This is a genomic window from Streptomyces tagetis, from assembly GCF_018069565.1.
GTDB classification, from domain to species: Bacteria; Actinomycetota; Actinomycetes; order Streptomycetales; family Streptomycetaceae; genus Streptomyces; species Streptomyces tagetis.
On the sequence record NZ_JAGPNL010000011.1, the window covers coordinates 1 to 21,221 of the forward strand.

The window sequence follows — 21,221 nt, forward strand, 5'->3', positions numbered from 1 at the left end:
GGTTCTTCTCCTTGGCAGCGGCCTCCAGCGGGTCGGCCGCCTCCTTGTCGTGCAGCGCCTCGAAGTCCGGGTGACGGAACTCCGCGTTGTCGTCCAGCGACACCTTCCCGTCCAGGGCGATGATCCTGCCGTCGCCGGTCTTCACCAGGGGGTTGACCTCGACCAGCAGGGCGTCCTCGGCGACGAAGGAGCGCCACAGCACGCGAAGGACGTCGGCGACCTCCCCGGCCACCTCCGCCGGGAACTTCGCGGCCTCGACGATCTCGCGGGCCTTCTCGGCGGTCACCCCCTCGTTCGCGTCGACCGGGACCTTCGCCAGCGCGTCGGGCCGGGTCGCGGCGACCTCCTCGATGTCCATGCCGCCCTCGACGGAGGCCATGGCGAGGAAGGTGCGCGCGGCGCGGTCGAGGAGGAAGGAGACGTAGTACTCGTCGAGGATCTCGGCCGCGGGGCTCAGCATCACCTTGTGGACGGTGTGGCCCTTGATGTCCATGCCGAGGATGTCCGTCGCCCGCGCGACGGCCTCGTCCGGGGTGCCGGCCAGCTTGACGCCACCGGCCTTGCCGCGGCCACCGACCTTCACCTGAGCCTTGACCACGGTCCGGCCGCCGAGCCGCTCGGCCGCCGCGCGGGCGGCCTCGGGACGTTCGACGACCTCGGCGTCCATCACCGGCACACCGTGCCGGGCGAAGAGATCTCGTGCTTGATGCTCGAACAGGTCCATAGACGTGCCTCCCGGGCACTGGCGCGACCGACCGGACGGAGAAACCGGCCGGGAGCGCGCGGTGGGAACCAGACGACGCCGCTCACGCGGGGATGTGTCTGCGGCAGAATGACCATAAGGTCAACTGAATACTGTATGCAATACCCCGGAAGGGCCCTCCTGGAGCGGAAGGATCGCCCTTCTCGCCGACGGAGAGACCCGACCCGATCGGCGGGCGACGCGACCCTGGACCGCGCCCGCCAGCTTTGTATACAGTATTCAGTCTGCCACGAGAGGAGTCCCATCGTGAAGATCGCGGTTCTCGGAGCCGGGGCGATCGGCGCCTACGTCGGAGCGGCGCTCCACCGGGGTGGTGCCGAGGTGCACCTGGTCGCCCGGGGAGAACACCTGCGGGCCATGCGGGCGGACGGGGTGCGGGTGAGGAGCCCGCGCGGCGACTTCGTCGCCCGGCCGCACGCCACGGACGATCCGTCCGAGATCGGTCCCGTCGACTACGTCTTCCTCGGGCTGAAGGCCCACTCCTACCCGTCGTGCGGCCCGCTCATCGAGCCGCTGCTCGCCGATCACACCGCCGTCGTGGCCGGCCAGAACGGCATCCCCTGGTGGTACTTCCACCAGCTCGACGGCCCCTATGAGGGCCGGCGGGTCGAGGCCGTCGACCCGGGCGGCGCGACCAGCGCCGTGCTGCCGCCGGAACGCGCGATCGGCTGCGTCGTCTACCCGGCCACCGTCATCGAGAGCCCCGGGGTGATCCGGCATCTGGAGGGCACCCGCTTCTCCCTCGGCGAACCCTCGGGCGCCCTCTCCTCGCGCTGCACGGAGCTGAGCGAGGCGATGGTCGCCGGGGGGCTGAAGGCGCCGGTCGAGGAGAACCTGCGCGACGACATCTGGATCAAGCTGATGGGCAACGTGGTCTTCAATCCGCTCAGCGCGCTCACCCGGGCGACGATGGTGGAGATCTGCCGGCACCCCGAGACCCGGCGGCTGGTCGTCCGGTTGATGGAGGAGACCCTCGACATCGCGGAGCGGGTCGGCAGCCGGCCCCGGATATCCATCGAGAAGCGGCTGCGCGGCGCCGAGGGGGTCGGGCACCACAAGACGTCGATGCTCCAGGACCTGGAGGCCGGCAAGCAGTTGGAGCTGGACGCCATCGTGACCGCGGTGGTGGAACTGGCCGACATCACCGGGGCGGAGGCGACGACCCTGCGCGCCGTCCACGCGGCCACCGACCTGCTCGCGCGGTGCGGCGCGCCGGGGGCCGGACAGGACCGCGCCGCCCCCGCGCCCGTGCCCGCGTGAGCCGGGGCCGGCCGGGCGTTCCGGGGCCCGCGCGGTTCCGGGACGTCCGGCCGTAGGAGACGTACGCGCGGGGCGGAAACGCCTGTCCGCCGCGCGCGTACCCGGGGGGGCGGGGCGGAAGGGCAGGGTACCCTCCGCTCCGCGCGCAGGGGAGGGCGGGGCTCCACGGGCCCCGGGGCGGTCGTCGGCGAGGTGCGCACCCGCGCGTCGGGCCTCGCCGACGGCCGCCGACGCATGCCCGGACACGGGCGGACCACCGGGTACGCGGCCGGCCCGCACCGGCACCCGGCCGGCCCCGCGTGACCGCTCCGCTCCCCCACGGGCCGCGCCGCGGGGCCCGCCGGACTCCCCACCCGCACACGCCACCGCCCCGCCTCCCCTCCGTACGGCCTGCGTACGCGGGGAGGCGGGGCGGTGGGGCGGCGGCCGGGTCAGCCGACGGCGGCGCCGTCCGGCCGGGTCACGATCCGGGCCGCGGCGAGCGCGACGGGGTTGAACCCCTCCGCGCCCGAGGCGACGAACTCCGCCAGCCGCGCGCGCATCCTCGGGTCCCAGAAGGAGCGGATGTGCCGCGCGACCGCCTCCGCGGCCTCCGTCTCGGGCAGGTGCTGGAAGGCGACGGCGATCTCGTTCACCATCCGGCGCTCCGCCGGCACGGTGCCGGCCATGTCACTCCACCCCCACGGGCCGGCCCTCGCGGACCGGGTCGGCATCGCGCGCGCCCAGCGGATGGGCGAGCCCCACCTGTACCGCGGTGACCTTGTACTCCGGGCAGTTGGTCGCCCAGTCCGAGTTCTCCGTGGTGACCACGTTGGCGCCGGTCACCGGGTGGTGGAACGTGGTGTAGACGACACCCGGCGGCATCCGGTCGGAGATCTGGGCCCGCAGCGTCGTCTTCCCCACCCGGCTGGCGAGCGTCACCTCGTCGCCGTCCTGGACCCCGCGCACCTCGGCGTCGTGCGGGTGCAGTTCGAGCAGGTCCTCCGGGTGCCAGGCCACGTTGCCGGTGCGGCGGGTCTGCGCGCCGACGTTGTACTGGCTCAGGATGCGCCCGGTGGTCAGGACCAGCGGGAAGCGGGAGGTGGTCCGCTCGTTGGTCGGCAGGTAGTTGGTGACCACGAACCTGCCCTTGCCGCGGACGAAGGAGTCCACGTGCATGGTCGGCGTCCCCTCGGGTGCGTCCTCGTTGCACGGCCACTGGATGCTGCCGTGCTTGTCCAGCGTCTCGAAGGAGATGCCGCGGAAGGTCGGGGTGACCTGCGCGATCTCGTCCATGATCTGGCCGGGGTGGTCGTAGGACATGGGGTAGCCCATGGCGGTGGCGATGTCGCAGACGATCTCCCACTCGTGCTTGCCGGCCTTCGGCCTCATCACCGAGCGGACCCGGTTGACCCGGCGTTCGGCGTTGGTGAAGGTGCCGTCCTTCTCCAGGAAGGAGGCGCCCGGCAGGAAGACGTGGGCGAACTTGGCGGTCTCGTTGAGGAACAGGTCCTGGACCACGACCAGTTCCATGGACTCCAGCGCGGCGGTGACGTGCTGGAGGTTCGGGTCGGACTGGGCGATGTCCTCGCCGTGCACGAACAGGCCCCGGAAGGTCCCGTCGATCGCGGCGTCGAACATGTTGGGGATGCGCAGTCCGGGCTCGGACAGGAGCGTGCGGCCCCACAGTTCCTCGAACACCGTGCGCACCGCGTCGTCGGAGACATGGCGGTAGCCGGTGAGTTCGTGCGGGAAGGAGCCCATGTCGCACGAGCCCTGGACGTTGTTCTGGCCGCGCAGCGGGTTGACGCCGACACCGTCGCGGCCGAGGTTGCCGCAGGCCATGGCGAGGTTGGCCATGCCCATCACCATGGTGGAGCCCTGGCTGTGCTCGGTGACGCCGAGGCCGTAGTAGATGGCCCCGTTGGGAGCCTCGGCGTACAGCCGGGCGGCGGCCCGCAGTTCCCCGGCGGGGACGCCGGTGACGGACTCGGTCGCCTCCGGGCTGTTCTCCGGCCGGGCGACGAACTCCTCCCACTCCTCGAACCCTTCGCACCGGGCGTCCACGAACTCCCGGTCGACCAGCCCCTCGGTGACCACGACGTGCGCCATGGCGTTGACGACCGCGACGTTGGTGCTGGGCCGGAGCTGGAGGTGGTGGGCGGCCTCGATGTGCGGCGAGCGCACCAGGTCGATGCGGCGCGGGTCGATCACGACGAGCCGGGCGCCCTCGCGCAGCCGGCGCTTCATCCGGGAGGCGAAGACCGGGTGGCCGTCGGTGGGGTTGGCGCCGATCACCATGATCACGTCGGCCTGGGCGACCGAGCGGAAGTCCTGGGTGCCGGCCGATTCGCCGAAGGTCTGCTTCAGCCCGTACCCCGTCGGGGAGTGGCAGACGCGGGCGCAGGTGTCGATGTTGTTGTTGCCGAAGGCCGCCCGGACCATCTTCTGGACGACGAAGACCTCCTCGTTGGTGCAGCGCGAGGAGCTGATGGCGCCGATGGAGCCGGGTCCGTACCGCTCCTGGAGGCCGCGCATCCGCGTGGCCACCGTGCTGATGGCCTCGTCCCACCCGACCTCGCGCCAGGGGTCGGTGATCCGGTCGCGGACCATGGGCTTGAGGATGCGGTCGGGATGGCTGGCGTAGCCGAAGGCGAAGCGGCCCTTCACGCAGGAGTGGCCCTCGTTGGCGCCGCCGTCCTTGTACGGCACCATGCGCACCAGTTCGTCGCCGCGCATCTCGGCCTTGAAGGAGCAGCCGACCCCGCAGTAGGCGCAGGTCGTGACGACCGAGCGGGTCGGCATGCCCAGCTCGACCACCGACCGCTCCTGGAGGGTCGAGGTCGGGCACGCCTGTACGCAGGCGCCGCACGAGACGCACTCGGAGTCCATGAACAGCTCGCCGGCGCCGGGCGAGACCTTGGAGTCGAAGCCGCGGCCCTCGATGGTGAGCGCGAAGGTGCCCTGCACCTCGCCGCAGGCCCGCACGCAGCGGGAGCAGACGATGCACTTGGACGGGTCGAAGTCGAAGTAGGGGTTGGACCGGTCGGTCTCGGCGTCGAGGTGGTTCTCCCCCTCGTAGCCGTACCGGACCTGGCGCAGGCCGACGACGCCGGCCATGTCCTGGAGTTCGCAGTCGCCGTTGGCCGGGCAGGTGAGGCAGTCCAGCGGGTGGTCGGAGAGGTACAGCTCCATGACGCCCTGGCGGAGCTTGGCCACCTTGGGCGTCTGGGTGCGGACCCGCATCCCGTCGGCGACCGGGGTGGTGCAGGAGGCGGGGGTGCCCCTGCGTCCGTCGATCTCCACCACGCACAGCCGGCAGGAGCCGAACGCCTCCAGGCTGTCGGTGGCGCACAGTTTGGGGATGTCGACGCCGGCGAGGGCCGCCGCGCGCATCACCGACGTGCCCTCGGGCACGGCGACGCTCAGTCCGTCGACGTCCACCGAGACCGTCGCCTCGCCGGGCCGCTCGGGGGTGCCGAAGTCGGGTTCCTTGAGAAGGCTCATGTCGTGCCCTCCGTCCTCGTGCCGCCCGGGTGCGCGGTGTGCACCGCTCCGCGCGTGTCACGGACGAGGAAGTCGTCAGAGAAGTGGGTGATGGCGCTGCGGACCGGCATCGGGGTCAGCCCGCCCATGGCGCACAGCGAACCGTCGGTCATCAGATCGCAGAGGTCCTCCAGAACCGCGAGGTTGTCGTCGCGGTCCTCGCCGGCGACGATCCGGTCGATCACCTCGACGCCGCGGACCGAGCCGATCCGGCAGGGCGTGCACTTGCCGCAGGACTCCACGGAGCAGAACTCCATGGCGAAGCGGGCCTGCGCGGCCATGTCCACGGTGTCGTCGAAGACCACGAGACCGCCGTGGCCGAGCATGGCGCCGGCCTCCGCGAACGCCTCGTAGTCCATCGGCAGGTCGAACTGGGACTCCGGCAGGTAGGCGCCGAGGGGGCCGCCGACCTGGACGGTGCGCACGGGCCGGCCGGAGAAGGTGCCGCCGCCGTACTCCTCCAGGAGTTCGCGCAGGGTGATGCCGAAGGCGGTCTCCACGATGCCGCCGCGGGCGATGTTGCCGCCGAGCTGGAAGACCTGGGTGCCCCGCGAGCGGCCCGTGCCCAGCTCCTGGTAGGCGCGGGCGCCGTGGGCGAGGATCACCGGCACGGTGGCGAGGGTGAGGACGTTGTTGACGACGGTCGGCTTGCCGAAGAGCCCTTCCACCGCGGGGATGGGCGGCTTGGGGCGGACCGTGCCGCGCTTGCCCTCCAGGCTCTCCAGCATGGAGGTCTCCTCGCCGCAGATGTAGGCGCCGGCGCCGACCCGGACGTGGAGGTCGAAGGTGAGGCCGGAGCCGAGGATGTCCTCCCCCAGCCAGTTGTGGGCGCGGGCGATCTCGATCGCGGTGCGCATCGTGGCGACCGCGTCGGGGTATTCGGAGCGGATGTAGAAGTACCCCTCGCGGGCGCCGACCGCGTGCGCGGCGATGGTCATGCCCTCGATGAGCATGAAGGGGTCGCCCTCCATGACCATGCGGTCGGCGAAGGTGCCGCTGTCGCCCTCGTCGGCGTTGCAGCAGACGAACTTCAGCTCGTCGGCGCAGCCGGCGACGGTCTTCCACTTGACGCCGGCCGGGAAGCCGGCGCCGCCCCGGCCGCGCAGGCCGGACTCGGTGACCGTGTCGACCACCTCGGCGGGCGGCAGCCGCAGCGCGGTGCGCAGTCCTTCGAGTCCGCCGTGGCGCACGTAGTCCTCGGTGGAGAGCGGGTCGGTGACGCCGATCCGGGCGAAGGTGACCCGGTTCTGCCGGGCCAGCCAGGGCAGTTCCTCGACGAGGCCGAGGCGCAGCGGGTGGTCCCCGCCGTCGAGGAGGCCGGCGGCGAGCAGGTCCTCCACGTCGGAGGGGGCCACGGGCCCGTACCCCACCCGGCCCTCGGGCGTGGCGACTTCGACCAGGGTCTCCAGCCAGAGCATGCCGCGGGAGCCGTTGCGCACCAGCTCGACGGGGCGGTCCCCGCGGGCCGTGGCGCGCAGCAGGGCGTCGGCGACCGCGTCGGCGCCGACCGAGCGGGCCGCGGAGTCGCGGGGGACGTAGAGCGTCACCGGGGTGTCCCCGGGCGTCGTCGGCTCGGACATGGTCGGCTCGGACATCTTCGGCTCGGGCATCGTCGCCCCGGACATCGTCGGCTCGGGCATCGTCATGAGGAGACCGCCTCGTCGAGTATGGCGCGCAGGCGGTCCGGGTCCATCCGCCCGTGCAGCCGGTCGCCGACCTGGACGGCCGGTCCCAGCGCGCAGTTGCCGAGGCAGAAGACCTGTTCCAGGGTGAGCGAGCCGTCCGCCGTGGTCTCGCCCGGGGAGATCCCCGTCCGTTCGCGGGCGTGGGCCACCAGGGCCTCGGAGCCGAGTGCCTGGCATGCCTCGGCGCGACAGATGCGTACCGTCGTACGGCCCGGCGGCTCACGGCGGAAGTCGTGGTAGAAGGAGATCACGCCGTGCACATCCGCCCGGGAGAGGTTGAGTTCCCGGGCGAGCAGGGCGGCGGTCTCCTCGGGGACGTGGCCGAGTTCGGCCTGGATGGCGTGGAGGATGGGCAGCAGCGCGCCGCGCCGGCCGCGGTGGGCGGCCACGATCGTGGCGATCACGGCCTTGGTGGCCACCTCACTCACGCTGGTCGTCATGATGGCTCCACTCGGCGTCGCGGGCGGGCGTCGGGCGCGAGGCTCTCGCCGCCGTCGTACACGTCTCGTCTCGCGGACATGGGAATCCTCGGCCCTCCTCGTGCGGATACGCGAAGGCGGTGACCGGCGGCACGGCCTCGCGGCGTACCGGCCGGACCGCGGATGGCGCGTGCCAGCATAGGCGCGCACCCGGCTGGTTGTATACAGTCGTCAACATACCCACGGTGTCGGCGATCACACCGTGAGGGCCCGGCGACCGGGCCTTGCGCGCCGCCGCTCACGGCGCCTCGGCGCCCACCGGCCGGACGGCCTGGGGGGCGGGCAGCGCGGCCAGCCACGGCAGGATGGTGCCGAGCACGGTGTCGAGCCCGCCGCCGTCCGGACCGAGCCGCGCGCAGGCGGGGATCAGCACGGGGTCGGCGCGGACGGTGGAGGCCGCGCTGCCGCGGGGGCCCCGGCCGTCCGGCCGGGCGGGCACGAAGAGTCCGGGGGCGTCGGCCGGCACCAGCCACAGGGTCAGCCCGTCCTGGCCGTCGGCCGGGCCGGTGGACCAGACGTAGCCGTCGGCCTCCCCCGCGGCGACCACGTCGCGCTTGTGACCCCGCAGGGCCACCACGTCCCCGGCGCGGGTCGCCGTCGAGTGCGGCGGCGGGACCGCGCCGGCCCCGCCGGACTCCCCCAGGGCGAGGGTGCCGAGGTGGTGCCCGCCGGCGGTCCGCCGGCGCACCCAGGGGATGCCGTGCGCCTCGATGACGGCGACGGCCGCGTAGTGCGAGCGGAGCACGGCGCCGGTGGCCGGGCAGGCCCGGGACACCTCGGTCACCACCTCCGCGGCCTCCGCCAGGCCGCGCCCCTGGCCGCCGAGTTCGGCGGAGACGGTGAGCGCCAGCAGTCCGGCCCGCCCCAGGGCGGCGACCGAGGCGCGCGGGAACCGCGCGTCGGCACCGGCCCGTTCGGCGCCGGGCCCGATGACGCTCGTCATGACGTGGGAGAGAGCGGTGCGGTACGACATGGGGCGGCCCCTTGAAGTCGCGTCGGAGTGGTCCCTGATCCGCCGCCGGGCGGCGCAGCCGGCCCCGCCGCCCTCGCGGCCGGGGCCCGGCCGCGAGGGCGGAACACCCTCGCGGTGCAGACTGCATACAGTATACTGACGAACCCCGCCGGGCACCCCGTACGACGCACATCGCCCGCCTCCCGGCGAAATCCCGCGCACACACCTGGACAGCCACCACCCCGGGAGGGCTACGATTTATTGCATACAGTATCCGTTGACTGTATGCAGGCCGCCCGATCCGACCATGTACAAGCGAGGTGACCCCATGACCAGGGCTCTTGAGGGCGTGCGCGTCCTCGACATGACCCACGTCCAGTCCGGCCCCTCCGCCACCCAGTTGCTGGCCTGGCTCGGCGCGGACGTCGTGAAGCTGGAGGCGCCGGCCGGCGACATCACGCGCCGTCAGTTGCGCGACCTCCCGGACGTCGACTCCCTGTACTTCACGATGCTCAACTGCAACAAGCGGAGCATCACCCTCAACACCAAGACCGAGCGCGGCAAGGAGATCCTGACCGAGCTGATCCGCCGCTCCGACGTCATGGTCGAGAACTTCGGCCCCGGCGCCGTCGACCGGATGGGCTTCACCTGGGAGCGGGTCCAGGAGATCAACCCCCGCCTCGTCTACGCCTCCATCAAGGGCTTCGGCGAGGGCCCGTACACCGACTTCAAGGCGTACGAGGTCGTCGCCCAGGCGATGGGCGGCTCGATGGCCACCACCGGCTTCGAGGAGGGTCCGCCCACCGCGACCGGCGCCCAGATCGGCGACTCCGGCACCGGCGTCCACCTGGTCGCCGGCATCCTCGCCGCGCTCTTCCAGCGCGAGCGCACCGGCCGCGGCCAGCGGGTCAACGTCGCCATGCAGCACGCGGTGCTCAACCTGTGCCGGGTGAAACTGCGCGACCAGCAGCGCCTGGCGCACGGCCCGCTCGCGGAGTACCCGAACGAGGACTTCGGCGACACCGTGCCGCGCTCGGGCAACGCCTCCGGCGGCGGACAGCCCGGCTGGGCGGTCAGGTGCGCGCCCGGCGGCCCCAACGACTACGTGTACATCGTGGTCCAGCCCGTCGGCTGGCAGCCCATCGCCGAGCTGATGGGCCGTCCGGAACTGGCCGAGGACCCCGAGTGGGCCACCCCCGAGGCACGGCTGTCCAAGCTGGACAAGATGTTCCAGCTCATCGAGGAGTGGAGCAGCACCCTGCCCAAGTGGCAGGTGCTGGAGGCGCTCAACGCCCACGGCATCCCCTGCGGGCCGATCCTCTCCACCAAGGAGATCATCGAGGACGAGTCGCTGGCCGCCAACGAGATGGTCGTCCGCGTCCCGCACCCCGAGCGGGGCGAGTTCACCACCGTGGGCAGCCCGCTCAAGCTCTCCGACTCCCCCGTCGAGGTGACCAGTTCACCCCTGCTCGGCGCGCACAACGAAGAGGTCTACGTCGGGGAGCTGGGTCTCGACTCCGGCGAACTCCAGCTCCTCAAGTCGAACGGAGTGATCTGAGCATGCCCGTGAACCATGACGCAGTCGACCGCGACACCGTGACCGAGGTGCTCGCCGGCGTGCGCGCCGAGGGCCGCAGCGCCCTGACCGCGCCCGAGGGCAAGCGGATCGCGGACGCCTACGGGATCGCCACCCCCGGCGAGGCCCTGGCCACGAGCGCGGACGAGGCGGTGGCGCACGCCGGCTCCTTCGACGGACCGGTCGTGCTGAAGATCGTCTCCCCCGACATCCTGCACAAGACGGACGCGGGCGGGGTGATCGTCGGAGTGGAGTCGGCCGAGCAGGTCCGCGCCGCCTACGACCGGATCGTCGCCAACGCCCGGGAGTACGACGCGGGGGCCCGGATCACCGGCGTCCAGGTGCAGCAGATGCTGCCGCCGGGCCAGGAGGTCATCGTCGGCGCGGTCACCGACCCGACCTTCGGCAAGGTCGTCGCCTTCGGGCTCGGCGGCGTGCTGGTCGAGGTCCTCAAGGACGTGACGTTCCGGCTGGCCCCGGTCACCGAGGACGAGGCCGCCTCCATGCTGGACTCCATCGGCGCGGCCGAGATCCTGCGCGGGGTGCGCGGGGCCCCGGCGGTGGACCGCGCGGCGCTGGCCGAACAGATCCGCCGGGTCTCCCAACTGGTCACGGACTTCCCGGAGATCGCCGAGGTCGACCTCAACCCGGTGATCGCCACGCCCGAGGGCGCCCTCGCCGCGGACATCCGCGTCCTGCTCGCCGAGAGCGTGCCGGCCCCGCGCCGGACCCACACCCGCGAGGAGATCCTCTCGTCGATGACGCGGCTCATGCAGCCGCGGTCGGTGGCGGTCATCGGCGCCTCCTCCGAGGCCGGCAAGATCGGCAACTCGGTCATGCGCAACCTGATCGACGGCGGCTTCGCGGGCGACATCCACCCGGTCAACCCCAAGGCCGACGAGATCGAGGGCCGCAAGGCGTACGCCTCCGTCCTCGACGTCCCCGGCGAGGTGGACGTCGCCGTCTTCGCCATCCCGGCGAAGTTCGTGCCCGCCGCGCTGGAGGAGGTCGGCGCCAGGAACATCCCCAACGCGGTGCTGATCCCCTCGGGTTTCGCCGAGACCGGCGAGCACGAGTTGCAGGACCGGATCGTCGCCATCGCCGAGGAGCGCGGCATCCGCCTGCTCGGTCCCAACATCTACGGCTACTACTCGCCGTGGCAGGACCTGTGCGCCACCTTCTGCACCCCGTACGACGTCAAGGGGCCGGTGGCGCTGACCTCGCAGTCCGGCGGCATCGGCATGGCGATCCTCGGCTTCGCCCGCACCACCAAGACCGGTGTCTCCGCCATCGTCGGCCTGGGCAACAAGTCCGACATCGACGAGGACGACCTGCTGACCTACTTCGGCGAGGACCCCCACACCAAGTGCGTCGCCATGCACCTGGAGGACCTCAAGGACGGCCGGGCGTTCGTCGAGGCGGCCCGCGCCACCGTGCCGAAGAAGCCGATCGTGGTGCTCAAGGCGGGGCGCACCTCCGCCGGGGCGAAGGCGGCCGGCTCGCACACCGGCGCGCTCGCCGGCGACGACGCCGTGTACGACGACATCCTGCGCCAGGCCGGCGTGATCCGCGCACCGGGCCTCAACGAGATGCTGGAGTACGCGCGGGCGCTGCCGGTCCTGCCCACCCCGCAGGGCGAGAACGTCGTCATCATCACCGGTGCCGGCGGCTCCGGGGTGCTGCTCTCGGACGCCTGCGTGGACAACGGGCTGTCGCTGATGGACATCCCGGCCGATCTGGACGAGGCGTTCATGCGGTACATCCCGCCGTTCGGCGCGGCGGGCAACCCGATCGACATCACCGGTGGGGAGCCGCCGTCCACCTACGAGGCGACGATCCGTCTCGGCCTGGAGGACCCGCGGGTGCACGCCCTGATCCTGGGCTACTGGCACACCATCGTCACCCCGCCGATGGTCTTCGCCGAGCTGACCGCGCGCGTCGTCGCCGAGGCGCGGGCCAAGGGCATCCACAAGCCGGTGGTGGCCTCGCTCGCCGGGGACACCGAGGTGGAGGCGGCCAGCGCCCACCTCTTCGCGCACGGGGTCGTCGCCTACCCGTACACCACCGAGCAGCCGGTGGCCGCGCTGGGCGCCAAGTACCGCTGGGCCAGGGCCGCCGGGCTGCTCCCCGCGAAGGGGTGACCGAGCCGCGGACCGCCCCGGCGGTGCGGTCCGCCGGGCGGGTCCGGTCCGGGCGCCCCGGCGCCGGGACCGGACCCGTTCCCGTTCCCGTTCTCGCGCCCGTTCTCGCCCCGTACGGGGATGGCCGGTGGCGTCGCGGCACCGGCCCGTCCGGGTCAGTGGCCGGAGCCGGAGTGTTCGCGGTAGGCGGCGCGGGTCTGCTCGGTGTGCGCGCGCATCGCCTGCTGGGCGCGCTCTTCGTCGCCCGTCTCGATGGCCGCGATCAGCTCGCGGTGCTCGTCCCAGGAGTGGGCGCCGCGGGTCCGCGCGATCGGCGTGTAGAACCACCGCATACGGCGGTCCACCTGGGCGGAGAGTTCGGCGAGCACGGAGTTGGCCGCCAGCTCCATGACCTGGGCGTGGAAGGCGGCGTTGGTGGCGACGACGGCGTCGATGTCGTCGGCGCGCAGGGCCCGTTCGCCCTCGTCGCAGAGGGCGCGCAGCCGCTTCGACGCCTCCGGCGTGGTGTTGGCCGCCGCGAGCCGCGCCGCCTCGGCCTCCAGCAGGCCGCGTACCGCGAGGAGCTGGTCGGCCTCCTGCTCGGTGGGTTCGTGCACGAAGGCGCCCTGGGCGGGGCGCAGATCGACCCAGCCCTCGGTGTCGAGCCGCTGGAGCGCCTCGCGGACGGGCTGGCGGGAGACGCCGAGCTGTCCGGCGAGTTCGGTCTCGACCAGATGCTGACCGGGCTGGAGCACCCTGGTGATGATCAGCTCCAGGAGGGCTTCGTAGACCCGCTCGCGCAGCGGGCCCGGCCGCTCCAGCTTCGGCACGGCCCCCTTCGGCAATTCCGTGGACAGCATCGCTTCCATCCCTGATCGGCGGCCCGGCGAGCCGGACATCGGCTTTCGTCTACAGTCTACCGGCCTCGCCCCCGCCCGCCCGCGCGGCCACCCGCGCACGCCCGGCCGGCCGGCGCCTCCGCGCGCACCGCGCACCTGATCCGCCCGCCCCTTGCTCCCACACTCGACCCGAGGGATACTGCATACAGTATTCCCGAGTTTGCGCGACACAAGGAGGGTCCTGACCATGACCAACGCTCCTCCGATGCCGGATACCGAGGTCGGGGGCACTGCCGATCCGGCCGCCCTCACCGACGGAATCCATCTGGTCGTCGACGCCCTCAAGAACAACGGCGTGGAGACGATCTACGGTGTCGTCGGCATCCCCATCACCGACCTGGCTCGCGTCGCGCAGGCTTCGGGCATCCGCTACATCGGCTTCCGCCACGAGAGCAACGCCGGACACGCCGCGGCGGCGGCCGGGTTCCTCACCAAGAAGCCGGGCATCTGCCTCACGGTCTCCGCCCCCGGCTTCCTCAACGGACTGGTGGCGCTCGCCAACGCCACCACCAACTGCTTCCCGATGGTGCAGATCTCCGGCTCCAGCGAGCGGCACCTCGTCGACCTCCAGCGGGGCGACTACGAGGAGATGGACCAGCTCGCGGCGGCCCGGCCGTTCGTCAAGGCGGCCTACCGGGTGCACCGCGCCGAGGACATCGGCCGGGGCATCGCCCGCGCCATCCGCACCGCCGCCTCCGGCCGGCCGGGCGGGGTCTACCTCGACATCCCGGCCGCGGTGCTCGGCGAGGTCATCGACGCGGAGCGCGGCGCCGCCTCGCTCTGGCAGGTCGTCGACCCCTCCCCGCGCCAACTGCCCGACCCCGAGGTGGTCGACCGCGCGATCGACCTGCTGGCCAACGCCGAGCGGCCCCTGATCGTCCTCGGCAAGGGCGCCGCCTACGCCCAGGCGGACGAGTCCATCCGCGACTTCGTCGAGGGCACCGGCGTGCCCTACCTGCCGATGTCGATGGCGAAGGGCCTGCTGCCCGACGACCATCCGCAGTCGGCGGCCACCGCCCGCTCCCTCGCCCTGCGCCGGGCGGACGTCGTCGTCCTGGTCGGCGCCCGGCTCAACTGGCTGCTGGGGCACGGCGACGCTCCCCAGTGGGACCCCGACGCCACCTTCGTCCAGGTGGACATCGAGGCCGCCGAGATGGACAGCAACCAGCCCATCGCGGCCCCGCTCGTCGGCGACATCGGCTCGGTGATGGAGGCCCTGGCCGAGCGGAGCAAACCGGGCCGGATCTCCGCCCCCGCGGCCTGGCGCGAGGAGCTGGCGGCCCGCTCCGCCCGCAACTCCGCCAAGATGGCCGAGCGTCTGGCCGCCGCGCGCACCGCGCACCCGATGAAGTTCCTCGGCGCGCTCCAGGTGATCCGCGACATCCTCCACGAGCACCCGGAGACCTACCTCGTCAACGAGGGGGCGAACGCGCTCGACCTGGCACGCAACACCATCGGCATGCGCGTACCCCGCCACCGCCTGGACAGCGGCACCTGGGGCGTCATGGGGATCGGCATGGGGTACGCGATCGCCGCCGCCGTGGAGACCGGCCGGCCGGTCGTCGCCATCGAGGGCGACAGCGCCTTCGGCTTCAGCGGCATGGAGGTGGAGACGGTCTGCCGCTACGGCCTGCCCGTCGTCACCGTCGTCCTCAACAACAGCGGCGTCTACCGCGGTGACGAGGCGTCCACCTCCTCGGACCCGGCGCCGACCGCGCTCAAGGCCCGGCACGACGTCATGATCCAGGCGTTCGGCGGTACGGGCGTCCAGGCGACCACCCCCGAGGAGGTCGCCACCAGCCTGCGCGCCGCCCTGGCCGCGGGGGCTCCGGCGCTCATCGACTGCGTGATCGACCCCGCCGACGGGACCGAGAGCGGCAACATCGCCCACCTCAACCCCAAGGGGATCACCACCGGGCGGTGAGCGGCCGAGGACGGCGGGCCCGCGGCGCGGCGGACCGGGACCGGGACGGGGTCCCGGCCGGCCGGCGGCGGACCCGCCCGCGAAGGCGCCCCTCCCCCCGGACCGAGCACCCGGGTGGAGGGGCGCCGCCGATTCCGCACCGCCGATTCCGCACCGGCCATTCGGCACCGCCGGTTCCGCCCCTGCCCCGCGCCGGGCCCGGGTCAGCGCCCGGCGACGAGGCAGAGCAGCAGGACCGCGGCGGTGAACCCGAGCAGGGTCAGGGCGCACAGCCGCGCCCGGAGCAGGGCGTAACGCTGCTCGTACTCGCCGCGCAGCGACCGCGCCCGCAGCGCGGTGCGCTCCAGGAAGCGGCGCGAGAGCTGCAACTGCCGTTCGGCGAAACAGTCGACGACCGCCTCGCGCTGCGCCGAGGTGAGCCACTCCAGGCGGTCCGCCATGGCCTCCGCCTCCTTGCGGGCCTGCTCCACCTCGGCCTGCCACAGCAGGTACCCCTCCAGCCGGAGCAGTCCGGCCCCGGCCGGGTCGCCGGCCCCCTCCTCCGGGTCCGGCCCGCCCTGCCCCCTACCGGTCACCGTCGCGCGGGAGACCGGGCGTGCCCGGGTGCGGCTCGACGGCGTCGCGCCGGCCGACGTTCTCCTCCTGGTCGATCTGTGACAGTCCGGGGTGGTGCAGGTCGAACGCCGGGGACTCCGAGCGGATGCGGGGCATGGTGACGAAGTTGTGGCGCGGCGGCGGGCAGGGCGTGGCCCACTCCAGCGAACGGCCGTAGCCCCAGGGGTCGTCCACACCCACCGGCGTGCCGTACTTGGCGGTCTTCCAGACGTTGTAGACGAAGGGCAGCATCGAGGCGCCGAGCAGGAAGGAGCCGATGGTGGAGACGGTGTTGAGGGCGGTGAACCCGTCGGAGGCCAGGTAGTCGGCGTACCGGCGGGGCATGCCTTCCGTACCGAGCCAGTGCTGGACGAGGAAGGTGGTGTGGAAGCCGATGAACAGCGTCCAGAAGTGGATCTTCCCGAGGCGTTCGTCGAGCATCTTCCCGGTGAACTTGGCCCACCAGAAGTAGAAGCCGGCGAACATGGCGAAGACGACGGTGCCGAAGACCACGTAGTGGAAGTGGGCCACCACGAAGTACGAGTCGGAGACGTGGAAGTCGAGCGGCGGCGAGGCCAGGATGACACCACTGAGCCCGCCGAAGAGGAAGGTGACGAGGAAGCCCGCGGCCCACAGCATGGGCGTCTCGAAGGAGAGCGAGCCGCGCCACATGGTGCCGATCCAGTTGAAGAACTTCACCCCGGTCGGGACCGCGATCAGGAAGGACATGAAGGAGAAGAACGGCAGCAGCACGCCCCCGGTGACGAACATGTGGTGGGCCCACACGGTGATGGACAGACCCGCGATGGCGATGGTGGCCCCGATGAGGCCGACGTAGCCGAAGATCGGCTTGCGCGAGAAGACCGGGATGATCTCCGTGATGATGCCGAAGAACGGCACCGCGATGATGTACACCTCGGGATGGCCGAAGAACCAGAAGAGGTGCTGCCACAGCAGCGCCCCGCCGTTGGCCGCCTCGAAGACGTGGGCGCCGAACTTGCGGTCCACCTCCAGCGTGAGCAGCGCCCCGGCCAGCACCGGGAAGGCCATCAGGACCAGGACCGCGGTGAGCAGGATGTTCCAGGTGAAGATCGGCATCCGGAACATCGTCATGCCGGGGGCGCGCATGCAGATGATCGTGGTGATGAAGTTGACCGAGCCGAGGATGGTGCCGAAGCCGGAGAAGGCCAGTCCCATGATCCACAGGTCGGGGCCGAGGCCCGGCGCGTGGGAGGCGTCGGTCAGCGGCGAATAGGCGAACCAGCCGAAGGCCGCGGCGCCGCCCGGGGTGAGGAAGCCGCCCATGGCGATGATCGAGCCGAAGAGGTAGAGCCAGTACGCGAACATGTTCAGGCGGGGGAACGCCACGTCCGGCGCACCGATCTGCAACGGCATGATCCAGTTGGCGAAACCGGCGAACAGCGGCGTGGCGAACATCAGCAGCATCACCGTGCCGTGCATGGTGAACGCCTGGTTGAACTGCTCGTTCGAGACGATCTGGAGGCCGGGACGGGCCAGTTCGGCCCGGATCACCAGGGCCATCACGCCGCCGGCGATGAAGAAGACGAACGACGTGATCATGTAGAGGCTGCCGATCGTCTTGTGATCGGTGCTGGTCACCCAGGAGACCACGACCTGCCCCGGCTTTCGGCGGGGCGGTCCGGCGGTGGTCACGGGCGGCTGGTCGAGGGCGGTCACGCGGGTTCTCCCTGATGGACGCCGATGGACGGCGGGCGGGCTACGGGCCGGTGCTACGAAGCGGCTCCGCGTATTCGCCGGGAAGCCGGCCGGGGACGCCGGGCGGGAAGGGAGGCGGCGCAGCCGGTGGGGCCGGTGCGGACACGGCCGGGAGGGGGGAGGGCCGGGCCGCCGGCGCCCGTACGGCTGTCGCCCGTACGGCCCTCGCTCGCGCCGTCGGCCTCCGAGGAGACACCGGCAGCCGCGTCCCCCGGACGGCGGACCGGCGACGCCGTGCGGTGCGCGGCACGGGGCAGGGCGGCGGCGGGCGGCGGGGCGGTGCGCGCCAGGGCGGCGGCAGCCGGCAGCGCGGCGACAGGCAGCAGCGCGGCGGCAGGCAGCAGGGCGGTGCGTGGCCGGGCGGCCGGACGCACCCTCTCGCTCTGGCTCATCCCACCTCCCGTGTGCACGCGCGCCAGCAGGGTCCCATCGACGCTACCGGGACGGCGGGCACCACGCCGCCGTGTGCTCATACCACCGGCGTCCACCGGGCGATGGCAGTGCCGCGTGCCGTTCACCCGAAAGAGGCCATCCGGCCGTCGGCCCCGGCGGGGGCGGGAAGGGTGGAAGGGGCACCCCGGGCCCCTCGGCCGTCCGGAGTGCGGCGGACGCGTACCGGCGTCCGGGGAAAAGGGGCGCGCGCCGGAGCCGCCCCTTCAGGGGCGCTCGTCCGGCGGGAGGGGAGGCAGGCGGGGTCCTGTCAGGGTTTGCGGGCGATGCCCGCGTACAGGGCGGCCTCGGCGTCGGTGACGTTCGCGTGCGGCTCGTCGGGGTCCGGACGCCAGCGCAGGACGGGGGTCAGGCCGGGTTCGAGGAGGTCCCAGCCGTCGAAGAAGGCCGCTATCTCGTCCCGGGTGCGGGCCTGTCCGGGGGTTCCCGCGCTCTCGTAGATCGTGGTGAGGCGGGCGATCGCCTCGGGGTCGAAGTCGGGGGTGACATGACTGATCGTCAGGATGCTGCCGGAGGGCAGGGCGTCCTTGAGCCGGGCGACGATGCCGTGGGCGTCGTCCCGGTCGGTGATGAAGTGCAGCAGCGCGTTGAGGCTGAGCGCGATGGGCCGTTCGAAGTCCAGTTCCTCCCGGAGCACCCGGTGGTCCAGGAGCGACTTCGGGTCGGTCACGTCGGCCTGCATGTAGGCGGTGCCGCCCTCGGGATGGCTGCGCAGCAGCGCGCGGGCGTGGGCCAGGACGATCGGGTCGTTGTCCGTGTACACCACCCGTGCCCGGGGGTTGGTGGCCTGGGCGACCTCGTGCAGGTTCGGCGAGGTGGGGATGCCGGTGCCGATGTCGAGGAACTGTCCGATGCCCATCTGCGCCAGGTGGCGGGTGGAACGGTGGACGAAACTGCGGTTGCTGCGCGCCGCGATGAGGATCGACGGGAAGGCCGCCATGGCCCGGCCGGCCGCCTCCCGGTCGGCGGGGAAGTTGGTGATCCCGCCGAGGAAGTAGTCGTACATACGGGCCGAGTGCGCCCGGTCGAGTTCCAGGTCCACCACATCGGCTCGCTCGTCCGCGGTGCCGCCCCCAGCCATCGTCGGTCTCCCCCCAGTCGCCGTGCACCGGCGCCGTCCCACCGGTCGCCACCCTGCGCGCCGGGCTGCGCCACCCCGCGCCACCTGAGCTTCCTCCCCCGGGGACCCTCCGGGCAACCGTGGGGACCAGCCAACGCCCGGCTCCACCGCCCGTACGAAAAGGTCAACTATGGTCGAATACCCCTCCCTCCAACGCATGATTAATCACATTAATGTGGCGTGCCGAGAAAGTTGAGGTACGGCTTGCACAGGACGGCCCGTCATCCGGTTGGCTGACGAGTGGGAAACATTTGTCCCACACCGACTCCGCCCCAACGGGGAGCGGCGCGGTGCACAGTCAAAGGACGCCAGTGGACCTCGATCTGGAGAGCCTGGCGGTCTGGGGAACCGCCGCCCGGATCTTCGCCCCCGACCTGCGCCGGGCCGGCCGGCACCTGCTCGCCGACGCCCTGCGCGGCGAAGTCGGCCGACTCCTCCCGGAGCGGGGCGGCCCGGCCGCCCCTTCCCCCGCCTTGGACGCCACCACCCGTGACAGTGAGGCGTGATGACCCCCTCCCTCGACGGTTCGCGCGGGCGACACACCCGCCCCTCCCCCGCCCGACCCGGGCGGCTGGCGTTGACGTTCGACGCCTTCCACGCCTACCACCGCAAGCTCTGGATGCGGTACGCCCACACCCAGGTCGGCAGCAGCACCAGCGCCGAGAGCGTCGTGGACACCGCCTGCGCCCGCCTCAAGGCCGACTGGCCCACGGTGCTGCTCCAGGAGTCGGTGCCCCGCTACGCCTGGATGGTCCTCAAGGAGGAGGTCCACCGCTGGCTCGCCGAACGCGACCTGGAACCCCAGGTCGGCGACGCCGCCTTCCTGACCGCCCTGCAAAAGCTCCTCCTGCACGAGATGCGCGACGAACTCCGCGTCATCTCCCAGGAGATAGGTCTGTACGCGGCCATCTCCGCCCTGCCCGAACGCCGTTACGACGTGATCGTCCTGCGCTTCCTGCTCGGCATGGACGACGAGGAGGTCGCCGAGTGCCTCGGCATCGACGCCGCCACCGTGCGCTCCCACATCCGCCACGCCCGCCGTTCCCTCGCCAGGGAACTCCACATCCCCTACCAGGAGACGGACCCCCAGCAGTGACTCGTACGCACCAGGAACCCGCCCCCGGTATCGACGCCGCCCTGCGCGCGGCCCAGGCCCTCACCAGCGCCTACGACGACTACGACACCGACCGGGCGCTGCGGCGCGTCACGGCCCTCGCGGACGGCCGCGCCACCGACCCCGCCACCCGCGCCCAGCCCCCCGCCCCCTACCCCACGGCGCACGAACAGGCCGCGCACGACCTGGACCTGGCGGTCACCCTGATCGTGGACTCCCCGCAGGCGCACGTGAGCCTCGCCCGCCTGGTCGACCTCGACCGCATCGAGCCCGAGGGCGCCCTCGTCTTCGCCGCGCTGCTGCGCCTGGCGGGGTACGGGGACCAGGCGCAGTTCTGGTTCGAGTTCGCCGCCGGCGCCGGCAACCGCACCGCCGCCTTCTGCCTCTACCTGCTCCACCAGGGGCGGGCCGAGCACCGCGCCGCCGCCTACTGGCGCGGGCAGGCGCGCACCGCCGCCGCCCCCGCCGAACACCCGGCACCGGCCAGGAGACGGCAGCGTCCGCTGCTCTCCGAGGGCGTGCGCCGCGAGCTGATCAGCCGCTGCTGGGAGGGGCGGCGGCCGACCCTGCCCCCGAGGCTCGAAGCGGTCATCCACGGCCTCCCCGTCGACTGCGCCGACGAGGACTTCGGCGAGATCCCCCGCCCCGACGACGTCCTCACCCGGCTCCCGGGACACGAACACCCGCCGGGCTGACGGGAGTCCGGCCGGGGCCCGGCATCCCGGGCCCCGGGCCGCGCCGGGGTCCGCACCGCCGTGATCAGGTGCGCGGGGAGCTGTCCAGGGCCCAACGGCCCCGGCAACCAGGGACGTTGGGGCAAATGCCCGTAATGCCATACTGACCTGCGGTTTCACCGGGCGGACGCCTTCCGTTCACGGCGTCGCCCACCCCTACACGTCTCCAGGAGCACCTCCATGCGTCCAGTCATCCGCCCGCTTCCCGGCAGAGCACCGGCCCTGCACGCTCCGTGCGCCCCCGCGCCGGGCGCCGCGCGGGCCACCGTCGGAGGCGGGACGCGCGGAG

General features: G+C 72.5%; 17 protein-coding genes. 7 read left to right on the forward strand and 10 right to left on the reverse strand.

From position 1 onward, the window contains the following. Positions 1 to 724 (reverse strand): ATP-grasp domain-containing protein (locus tag J5Y05_RS29055; protein ID WP_210876274.1); only part of this gene is annotated, 724 nt, incomplete at its 3' end. Positions 725 to 1,009: 285 nt separating this feature from the next. On the opposite strand from J5Y05_RS29055, the gene J5Y05_RS29060 reads away from it, so the two are divergent. Next, entirely contained in the window at positions 1,010 to 2,023 is a 1,014-nt protein-coding gene (locus J5Y05_RS29060; protein WP_210876275.1) for a 2-dehydropantoate 2-reductase, read from the forward strand. A gap of 431 nt (positions 2,024 to 2,454) precedes the next feature. On the opposite strand, the gene J5Y05_RS29065 is transcribed toward J5Y05_RS29060, so the two are convergent. From J5Y05_RS29065 to J5Y05_RS29085, 5 genes are all read right to left on the reverse strand, one after another. Further along, positions 2,455 to 2,691 carry a formate dehydrogenase subunit delta gene (locus J5Y05_RS29065; protein WP_210876276.1) on the reverse strand — a complete coding sequence of 79 codons (237 nt, stop codon included), beginning with the start codon at positions 2,689 to 2,691 and terminating at the stop codon, positions 2,455 to 2,457. Position 2,692: 1 nt separating this feature from the next. Beyond that, positions 2,693 to 5,509 (reverse strand): formate dehydrogenase subunit alpha, encoded by a 2,817-nt coding sequence (fdhF, locus tag J5Y05_RS29070; protein WP_210876277.1) that lies wholly within the window; start codon positions 5,507 to 5,509, stop codon positions 2,693 to 2,695. Continuing rightward, positions 5,506 to 7,143 carry a formate dehydrogenase beta subunit gene (locus tag J5Y05_RS29075; RefSeq protein WP_372450538.1) on the reverse strand — a complete coding sequence of 546 codons (1,638 nt, stop codon included), beginning with the start codon at positions 7,141 to 7,143 and terminating at the stop codon, positions 5,506 to 5,508. Before J5Y05_RS29075 ends, fdhF begins: the two co-directional genes overlap by 4 nt. A 47-nt stretch (positions 7,144 to 7,190) precedes the next feature. Continuing rightward, a complete protein-coding gene (locus J5Y05_RS29080) occupies positions 7,191 to 7,673 on the reverse strand; it encodes a formate dehydrogenase subunit gamma (RefSeq protein WP_210876278.1) in 483 nt (160 codons plus the stop codon). A 277-nt stretch (positions 7,674 to 7,950) separates the two neighbouring features. Next, complete coding sequence (locus J5Y05_RS29085; protein ID WP_210876279.1) at positions 7,951 to 8,685, reverse strand: acyl-CoA dehydrogenase family protein; 735 nt, start codon at positions 8,683 to 8,685, stop codon at positions 7,951 to 7,953. 307 nt (positions 8,686 to 8,992) lie between these two features. On the opposite strand from J5Y05_RS29085, the gene frc reads away from it, so the two are divergent. Together frc and J5Y05_RS29095 are read left to right on the forward strand one after the other, a co-directional pair. Beyond that, positions 8,993 to 10,222 carry a formyl-CoA transferase gene (gene frc, locus J5Y05_RS29090; RefSeq protein ID WP_210876280.1) on the forward strand — a complete coding sequence of 410 codons (1,230 nt, stop codon included), beginning with the start codon at positions 8,993 to 8,995 and terminating at the stop codon, positions 10,220 to 10,222. A 2-nt stretch (positions 10,223 to 10,224) separates the two neighbouring features. Further along, positions 10,225 to 12,381, forward strand: a complete 2,157-nt coding sequence (locus J5Y05_RS29095; RefSeq protein WP_210876281.1) for an acetate--CoA ligase family protein — start codon at positions 10,225 to 10,227, stop codon at positions 12,379 to 12,381. A 155-nt stretch (positions 12,382 to 12,536) separates the two neighbouring features. On the opposite strand, the gene J5Y05_RS29100 is transcribed toward J5Y05_RS29095, so the two are convergent. Next, positions 12,537 to 13,220 (reverse strand): GntR family transcriptional regulator, encoded by a 684-nt coding sequence (locus tag J5Y05_RS29100; RefSeq protein ID WP_210876282.1) that lies wholly within the window; start codon positions 13,218 to 13,220, stop codon positions 12,537 to 12,539. Between the two features lie 226 nt (positions 13,221 to 13,446). On the opposite strand from J5Y05_RS29100, the gene oxc reads away from it, so the two are divergent. Then, complete coding sequence (oxc, locus tag J5Y05_RS29105) at positions 13,447 to 15,183, forward strand: oxalyl-CoA decarboxylase (RefSeq protein ID WP_247615531.1); 1,737 nt, start codon at positions 13,447 to 13,449, stop codon at positions 15,181 to 15,183. Between the two features lie 203 nt (positions 15,184 to 15,386). On the opposite strand, the gene J5Y05_RS29110 is transcribed toward oxc, so the two are convergent. From J5Y05_RS29110 to J5Y05_RS29120, 3 genes are all read right to left on the reverse strand, one after another. Further along, a complete protein-coding gene (locus J5Y05_RS29110; protein ID WP_307854147.1) occupies positions 15,387 to 15,758 on the reverse strand; it encodes a hypothetical protein in 372 nt (123 codons plus the stop codon). Then, positions 15,748 to 17,475 (reverse strand): aa3-type cytochrome oxidase subunit I, encoded by a 1,728-nt coding sequence (ctaD, locus tag J5Y05_RS29115; protein WP_210876283.1) that lies wholly within the window; start codon positions 17,473 to 17,475, stop codon positions 15,748 to 15,750. The genes J5Y05_RS29110 and ctaD overlap by 11 nt, the downstream gene beginning before the upstream one ends. A gap of 739 nt (positions 17,476 to 18,214) precedes the next feature. Next, positions 18,215 to 19,045, reverse strand: coding sequence for an SAM-dependent methyltransferase (locus J5Y05_RS29120; protein WP_210876284.1), 831 nt, complete (start codon positions 19,043 to 19,045; stop codon positions 18,215 to 18,217). Between the two features lie 350 nt (positions 19,046 to 19,395). Between J5Y05_RS29120 and J5Y05_RS29125 the strand changes: the two genes are divergently transcribed. Genes J5Y05_RS29125 through J5Y05_RS29135 form a run of 3 tightly spaced genes read left to right on the forward strand, consistent with a single transcriptional unit; the run spans position 19,396 to position 20,893 of the window. Continuing rightward, positions 19,396 to 19,590 (forward strand): hypothetical protein, encoded by a 195-nt coding sequence (locus J5Y05_RS29125; protein WP_210876449.1) that lies wholly within the window; start codon positions 19,396 to 19,398, stop codon positions 19,588 to 19,590. Beyond that, positions 19,590 to 20,180, forward strand: a complete 591-nt coding sequence (locus J5Y05_RS29130; protein ID WP_210876285.1) for an RNA polymerase sigma factor — start codon at positions 19,590 to 19,592, stop codon at positions 20,178 to 20,180. Before J5Y05_RS29125 ends, J5Y05_RS29130 begins: the two co-directional genes overlap by 1 nt. Beyond that, positions 20,177 to 20,893, forward strand: a complete 717-nt coding sequence (locus J5Y05_RS29135) for a glycoprotein (protein WP_210876286.1) — start codon at positions 20,177 to 20,179, stop codon at positions 20,891 to 20,893. The genes J5Y05_RS29130 and J5Y05_RS29135 overlap by 4 nt, the downstream gene beginning before the upstream one ends. Positions 20,894 to 21,221: the final 328 nt, after the last annotated feature.